This window comes from Rhodococcus sp. no. 34, assembly GCF_054589475.1.
This window is the reverse complement of record NZ_BAAILK010000019.1, coordinates 168,569-176,181: the sequence shown is the minus strand read 5'-3', so window position 1 is coordinate 176,181 and position 7,613 is coordinate 168,569. Positions and strand designations below refer to the sequence as shown.

The window sequence follows — 7,613 nt, the reverse complement described above, 5'->3', positions numbered from 1 at the left end:
CAGGTGACTGGTACTAATAGGCCGAGGACTTACCACAAAGAAGCTACGCGTCCACTGTGCGGTATCTGAAACAACACACAGATACTGATGAGAAACCCTGTTTTCTCCATCCCCCAACACCAGAAACTGGTGTTGACGGGTGGTGAAACCAGGTGATCAGAAGAAGGTTACTGTGACAGTTTCATAGAGTTACGGCGGTCATAGCGAAGGGGAAACGCCCGGTCCCATTCCGAACCCGGAAGCTAAGCCCTTCAGCGCCGATGGTACTGCACTCGACAGGGTGTGGGAGAGTAGGACACCGCCGAACACACATTAGAGAAGCCCCCCAACCAGTACTGGTTGGGGGGCTTTCTCGTACCCAAAACACCCCACCCCGCCAACACCCGAAAGCACCGCCGCCGGCACCCCCGACTTCGAGCGAACGGCACTGTCGTCGTCTCAGATCGACCCAACGTACCGTTCACACCATCAGGGGCGGGCACGCCGCCGGCACCCCGGCATGGAGTGAACGGCACTTTCGTCGCCTCAGATCGACCGAACGTGCCGTTCACCATCAGGGCAGGGATTGGGCCAGGAAGATGCCGTCGCCGACGCACGTAGCGACTTGTTAGCCAAGGTATAGGTTGTGAACCGTCTCATAAGTCCGAAGTACTCTCCGATTTTGTGCCTTCGTCCCTAGCACTTTGGCCTAGGCTGAGTCTCATGGTGGGGTTGAGCAGCTCGAGGGTGTCGCATTTGCGACTCGTTCCGACGGAACCTGAAGAACTGCAAAGGTTTGTACTAGAAGCTGGCGGAGGGCGTGGGGGCATTCAGATTGCGCGATCGTTGCGTTCGAAGAGGCGCGCGGTACCGGCGCAATACGCGATACGTATCAGTGTCGACAATGTTTCCACTCAGATCTGGCGACGAATCCTCGTCGCGTCGGATCTGAATCTGGATGACCTGCATTCGGTGGTTCAACGGGCAATGGGGTGGAGTGACCGTCAATCGCACGCGTGGTCCAAGTCCGGCAGCCGATTTCCCGGCGAGGTCGAAGAGTACGTAGCTTCCGGGAGCAACGCAGAGCAGCGTCGGGCCGGCCGAGCGGCGATCGTAGAGTCCGCGGTACGCCTGGACGAGGTCATGGTCTCGCCTGGCGATGAAATCAGTTATCGCTACGGACGCTTCGGGAACTGGCGCCACACGCTGACACTTGAATCTTCCGAAGTACTGCCCGAAGGGTTCCAAGTTGTGTGTGCCGCGGGTCGCGGTGCTTGTCCGCCGGAGGAATGCGTCGGACCTGACGAGTACGAGCAGCTCCTCGGTGTTCTCGCTTCGGAGAAGCTGCGCTCCCATGAATGGACCCTCGAATGGCCACAAACTGATTTCGAGCCGACACGATTCGAGATCGCTGAGGTCAATAATCGACTGCATAGTCCTAGACCGGACGAGATCGCTGCGTCGTACGACATTGCGAAGCTCGTCGAATGCCTGGGACCCTCGCGAGTCCCGGAACTGCACGCGGTCCTAGCCCGAGCAGGCATTGACGATCAGTCGGCAATCGGGGAGTTGGTCCACGTCGAGGCGGGCCAACGCATTCAAGCGGTTCTGGCTCTGATCGGTGTCGAAGGGATCGGTGCCGATGATTTCTTCACGACGGTCGACGCGATGCTCGACGAACCTGAACTGGGACCTGTAAACCTTCCACAAGGGCGATCACTCTTCGCAGTGCTCAAGAAGTTCGGCCTGGTGCGAAAGCACAAAGGGCAGATTGTTCTGACGAAGCGGGGACAGTCGGCAGAGCGGGACGCGTCAATGACGTGGTCGGTGATCGTCGAGGGAGTTCCGGTTGCGCCCGGCGGCTCGCAGAGAGCGGTGGAACTCCTTGTCCTCCTTGCCGTAGCCGCCGGCATGTCGCCGGCGGATCGTCATCGTTTCGTCGCGGGAGCGCTGGAGTCGATTCGGTCGTCGAGCATCCTGATGGCTGGGGCTCAGACTCCCAGACGTGACACGTCAGGGAGCACCGTAGAGGTGCTCGGATTGATCGGCGCTACGGGGTACGAGCTGGGGAAGTTCGGCAGCAAAGCGGACTCGCCCTGGGCTGTTCACCTCGCGAGGGCGATCTTGCGGCGTTAACTCGCGCGTCGACGCAGACAACCGAAACGGGGTTCGATCCGGCAATGCCGAATCGAACCCCGTTTCGTGTACCGATAGAGATCAGATGTTCACGCCGTAGTCGCGGGCGATTCCGGCGAGTCCGGATGCGTATCCCTGTCCGACTGCACGGAACTTCCATTCGCCATTGTGGCGGTAGAGCTCACCGAAAAGCATGGCTGTCTCCGTGGATGCATCTTCGGAGAGGTCGTAGCGTGCCAGTTCGGAGCCGTTCGACAGATCTACGACGCGGATGTAGGCGTTGGTGACCTGTCCGAAGGACTGGAGTCGCGCATCGGCGTCGTGAATCGAGACGGGGAAGAAGATGTTGGTGACGTTGGGCGGTACAGCCGGGAGGTCGACGTTGATGACCTCGTCGTCGCCGTCACCTTCACCGGTGAGGTTGTCGCCGGTGTGCTCGATGGATCCGTCGGGCGAGCGAAGGTTGTTGTAGAAGACGAAGTGAAGGTCGGAAAGGACCTTGCGTTCCGGGCCGGTGACCAACGCGCTGGCGTCGAGGTCGAAGTCGGCACCACTGGTGCTGCGTGCATCCCAGCCGAGACCGACTGCGACCTTGGTCAGATTGGGTGCGGCCTTCGACAGAGATACGTTGCCGCCCTTGGCAAGTGTGACGCCCATTCAGGTTCCTCTCGTTCGAACGAAGTGGATTTCTTCGTTCGGGAGTTCTGTGTTGTCCGTTCGCGACTCACATTACCGTGAGCGGGTAGGTGCGGTTCGACCGAATAGGCACCTCACTCGAACAGCGCGCGAAGATCCTCGGCGTCGAGTCCGGTGCCCAGTGTGCCTTCGGCGTCCATGGCATTCGAGAACAATGCCGACTTCTTGGCTTTGAGCGCCATGACCTTCTCTTCGATGGTGTCTTTGGCAATGAGGCGGTAGACCATGACGTTTCGTGTCTGCCCGATGCGGTGAGTACGGTCGACCGCTTGTGCCTCGGCGGCCGGGTTCCACCAGGGGTCGAGAATGAAGCAGTAGTCGGCCTCGGTGAGATTGAGGCCGAAGCCACCAGCCTTGAGGCTGATCAGGAAGACGGGGACTGCACCAGACTTGAACTCCTCCAACACTTCACCGCGATTGCGCGTCGAACCGTCGAGATAGCTGTACGGAATTCTTTCCTCGTCGAGTCGGTTGCGGACAGAACCGAGGAACCCGGTGAATTGGCTGAAGATCAACGCACGGTGTCCGCCGGCAATGACGTCGTCCAATTGCTCGACGAGAGCGTCGACCTTGGCCGATGGGACGGGCCCGCTTTCCTCGTCGACCAGCGAGACGTCGAGACTGAGTTGGCGTAGCAGCGTCAGCGATTGCAGGATCGTGAACCGATTCTTGTCGACGTCGTCGAGCAGTCCGAGAATCTTCTGCCGTTCGCGTTGCAGGTGGGTGTCGTAGATCGCGCGATGGCTCGGATGCAACTCGATCTCGAGTACCTGCTCCTGCTTGGGCGGCAAGTCCGCAGCCACCTGTTCCTTGGTGCGCCGCACCATCAGCGGTTTGACGCGTCGTCGCAGTTGCGCCAATCGCTCTGTGTCGCCTTCCTTTTCGATGGGAGTGCGGTAGAAATCGGTGAAGGTGGTGGGGCTGGGAAACAGTCCTGGTGCAGTGATCGCGAGCAGCGACCACAACTCCAGAAGATTGTTCTCCATGGGTGTTCCGGTGATCGCGAGTTTGAAGGGTGCGTTCACTGCCGTCGCACACTTGTGGACCTTGGACTTGTGGTTCTTGGCGAATTGGGCTTCGTCGAGCACCAGTCCGGACCAGCGGCCGGCGGAATACGCATCGGTGTCGAGGCGAAAGAGAGCGTACGACGTCACGACGATATCCGCCCCGTCGACGAGTGTTGCCAGGTCGGTTCTTCTGCGCCGCAGAGTATCCGTGATGACAGCGGTGTGGAGGGTCGGTGCGAACTTCGCCACTTCGGACTTCCAGTTGGAGACCACGCTGGTGGGAGCGACGATCAGAAAGGGAGGCGCGGCCGGATTCGATTGCCGTGCAGCGCAGATCATTGCGAGGGTCTGCAGGGTCTTGCCCAGGCCCATGTCGTCGGCGAGTATGCCGCCCAAGTTGTGCAGTCGGAGGAAATTGAGCCAACGGAATCCGTCGACCTGATAGGGACGTAGCGTTGCCGTCAACGTGTCCGGGACTTCGACGGGATCGATGCCCGAACTGCCGAGCAATCCTGCGATCTGCTTCTTCCAAGCTGCTGCTTGATGTTCCACCCTTCCGAGCGCCGTCAATTCTTCCCACAGTCCGGCCTGAAATTTGCTGATCCCGAGTCTGCCGGTAGGCCGATCGAGTAGCGACCGCGCTTCGGTGATGAGACGGTGCAGGCCGAGTAGTTCAGGTGCGTCGAGCCGAAAGAAGGCGCCGTCCGGTAGCAGTATGTGAGTCTCGCCCTTGCTCAGAGCAGAGAACAGTGTTGTGAACGGAACGCTTTGTCCCGCAACATCGACGGTGACATCGAGGTCGAACCAGTCGGATCCGCTGTCCCCGTCGGGGGCTGATGTGCTGAGGCCGATCACGACAGCGTCGTCTGCAGGCCGGTAGTCGGCGGGGGTTCCTGCAACCGTGAGGTCGATGGCGTCGTGCGCTTCGAGTTGGGGCAGGAGGTCGAGTGTGAACTGCATGGAATCGAGGCCGGTCAAAGTTCCCGCGAGAGTGGCCTTCGCCGCGGCCGCACCGAGGCTCTTGGCAATGGCATCTTCGGCAACGTGGTTGCGGATCTCGGACTCGTCGGTGGTTGTGTCTGCGGTAGAAATGATCAGTTCGTCGGCATCGACGGTGTACTTCCATGCCGATTCGATGTCGATGCGGTGGTTGTCCGCGTAAGTGGCCATCAGTTGTAGCCGAGGACCGGACACAGTCGGTGGGTTGTAAGCACCGTCGGAAGATATGACGGGAGCGAGGTTTCCGAGTTTGAACACGAACCGCGACGTGAATGCATCCCGATGCTCGGCGGGTATGTCGACCGATTTTCCGGAGTCGATCAACTGCCTCAATTGGTGAGTTATCGGCGTGTGCAGTGGTGCGAGAGTGATCGCGTTGGCGGCGTCGAGCGCGAAGACGCCATGTGCCGGCATGCCGACCAGTCCCCAGTCGGAATGAGTCACGATGTGCCCATCGGTCTGAATTCGGGGAGTGAGACGGAGGTTGTTGTCTTCCGCTCCGTGGACGTCGAGGCAGATGTTGGCGTCGTAGAGTAGGGAGATGTTGCCGAGGCCGGCTTTCGAGTGAACGAGTGAAACGCCGACGCTGATGGCCTCATCAAGAAGCGACCAGAGTTGCGGGCTCGGAAACCCGGCAAGATCGATCTCCGCTGCATTCTGATTTCGGTAATGGTTGCCGGCGCTGTGGAGGAGATGAATGTCGCGTAGAACCCGGATGTGGTCGGCAGGGAACTGAAAAGTGCTTCCGAGTTTGTTCCAGGCGAGTCCGCCGGAGATCCACCCTCTCGCTCCTGGTTGCACTGGTTTGACGAGGAGCCGTGTCGATGCGCCTTTGGTTCGCGCGATGAATTGAATGCCGAGTCCGGGAGTTGTGCGGCCGTCGGGGTCTGGTCGGAGCAACTCCTCGAGCGCGCGGTCCCATCCGAGTTGTCGTGGCGTCGTGTTCGCCTCGGCCACCGCTGCGAGTACCAACGCGACCACGTGTTTGCAGTTCATCCGCACGGGACACGTGCAGATGCCACGCGTGAATGTGGCAGCACCGGCCACGCTGTGACTTATCGAGATTGTGCAGGCGTACGGCTCCCGCGCGGTCCCCGCCACGGCCCCGGTCAAGGTATCCGGGGTGCCGTTCCAACTGATCGACACGACCGCATTCTGCCGCAGGTAGGTAAGTCCGCGGTCGTAGGTTGTCGTGCCGACGACAGCGCGAACTCGGTCGAGGTCGAGGGCCTTGACTGAGTCCTGTTGCACGGGGCCAGCCTAGTGGCGGCGTCCGACAGATCTTGTCGTGGTCGTTTGTCCAAGAAAGTCCGAACTGCACGGTATGTTCACGGAAACATCTTTGACTGGTTTGGGAGTTTCATGAGGACTGAGCGGCGTGCGTGGATTCGATCTGCGCGCACAGGTGCGGTGTGTTTGGCCGTCTGTGCACTTTCTTTGCAATTGGGCGGACTGTCGACGGCAGCGCCGAGTTCCGGTAGTTCGGGTAGTTCGGGAAGCTCGGGAAGTCTGGGCAGCGTCGAGGGAAGCGTGAGCTCGGGGTCGACGATCCCGGGACCACTTCAGGAGGATCCGGGCCCCAAACCGGACCTGCGCGACGACATCGTCGTCCCGGCCATCGTCGGCGAGAAGGTGACCGCACCACAGGCGGTCAGGCTGACGGTGGCGTCGCCTGCACTTCGACGCGAGGTCGGCGTCGAGATTTTGCTACCCGCTGACAATTCGGTTCCGCGCCCAGCGCTGTACATGCTCGAGGGTGTCGACGCCGGAGAGGAAAGCAGCGGATGGATGACGATCGGCGGCGCCCCGGCGTTCTTCGCCGACAAGAACGTCAACGTCGTGATGCTCAATGGCGGAATCGCGAGCCTGTACTCGGACTGGGAGAATCCGGATCCGCGGCTGGGACTGCACAAGTGGGAAACCTTCATCACCGAGGAGTTGCCACCGCTGATCGACGCGCGACTCGAGACCAACGGAATCAACGCGATTGCCGGCAATTCCATGGGCGCGATGGGTGCAATGATGCTCGTCCAACGCTTTCCGGACATGTATCGCGGCGTTGCCGTGTTCAGCGGCTGTTATTCCACGATGGATCCGCTCGGCCGAACTGCCGTCCAGGCCACGATATCGTCTCGAAGTGGAGATCCGGCCAACATCTGGGGTGTGCCAGGGGGACCGGAGTGGGAGGCACACGATTCGTTGATCAACGCAGAGAAGTTGCGTGGCAAGGAAATCTACGTGTCGACTGCAAACGGTCGTCCCGGATCTGATGAGACGCTGCAGACTCCTGAACTGCTCGAGCGTCTGGTGATCGGCGGCGGCATCGAGGTTGCCGCCCACGCCTGCACCAAGATGTTCGACGCTCGGTTGCAGGAGCTGAAGATTCCGGCGCAGGTGGATTACGAGCCGAACGGCACGCACGCGTGGACGTATTGGCGTGAACGACTGCCGAAGGCGTGGCCGACTCTGTCCCGGGCATTGGGCGTCTGACGGTTCGACAACAGTGCTCGGGTTGTGGGTGCACCACAACCCGAGCGTTGGATCACTCGCAGGCGATGCCGTCGTTGTCCCGGTCGAGATGCGGGGCGTAACCGTTCTGGCCCCGGTACAACGGAGCTGCGCCGGCGTTACGCACGGCTGTGCAGTTCTGGTAATACCGCGCCGGTGCGGGAGTGTTCTGCGGCGCCGGCTGGTTCTGGGGCGCTTGCGGAGCGGGCGGCGCCGGCGGTGCGAAGACCGGGGGAAGGAACGGCTGGACTGCGTCGGCAGAGCCAGTCGGAATCATGCGTGCGATCT

Annotated in this window: 5 protein-coding genes and 1 rRNA gene; 3 read left to right on the top strand and 3 right to left on the bottom strand. The window is 60.8% G+C overall.

Going from position 1 to position 7,613, the window contains the following annotated elements; translation table 11 throughout:
- Positions 1 to 190 precede the first annotated feature (190 nt).
- Both rrf and ACYP01_RS05525 read left to right on the top strand, forming a co-directional pair.
- Positions 191 to 307: ribosomal RNA gene (gene rrf / locus ACYP01_RS05530) — 5S ribosomal RNA — on the top strand.
- A 518-nt stretch (positions 308 to 825) separates the two neighbouring features.
- Positions 826 to 2,115 carry a plasmid pRiA4b ORF-3 family protein gene (locus tag ACYP01_RS05525; protein WP_228401161.1) on the top strand — a complete coding sequence of 430 codons (1,290 nt, stop codon included), beginning with the start codon at positions 826 to 828 and terminating at the stop codon, positions 2,113 to 2,115.
- Between the two features lie 81 nt (positions 2,116 to 2,196).
- On the opposite strand, the gene ACYP01_RS05520 is transcribed toward ACYP01_RS05525, so the two are convergent.
- Together ACYP01_RS05520 and ACYP01_RS05515 are read right to left on the bottom strand one after the other, a co-directional pair.
- Entirely contained in the window at positions 2,197 to 2,772 is a 576-nt protein-coding gene (locus tag ACYP01_RS05520) for a TerD family protein (protein ID WP_003940660.1), read from the bottom strand.
- Positions 2,773 to 2,885: 113 nt separating this feature from the next.
- A complete protein-coding gene (locus ACYP01_RS05515; protein WP_459678863.1) occupies positions 2,886 to 6,068 on the bottom strand; it encodes a DEAD/DEAH box helicase in 3,183 nt (1,060 codons plus the stop codon).
- Positions 6,069 to 6,179: 111 nt separating this feature from the next.
- Between ACYP01_RS05515 and ACYP01_RS05510 the strand changes: the two genes are divergently transcribed.
- Positions 6,180 to 7,307, top strand: coding sequence for an alpha/beta hydrolase (locus ACYP01_RS05510; protein WP_459678862.1), 1,128 nt, complete (start codon positions 6,180 to 6,182; stop codon positions 7,305 to 7,307).
- A gap of 52 nt (positions 7,308 to 7,359) precedes the next feature.
- On the opposite strand, the gene ACYP01_RS05505 is transcribed toward ACYP01_RS05510, so the two are convergent.
- Positions 7,360 to 7,613: excalibur calcium-binding domain-containing protein (locus tag ACYP01_RS05505; RefSeq protein WP_459678861.1), on the bottom strand; the 254-nt coding region annotated here is incomplete at its 5' end.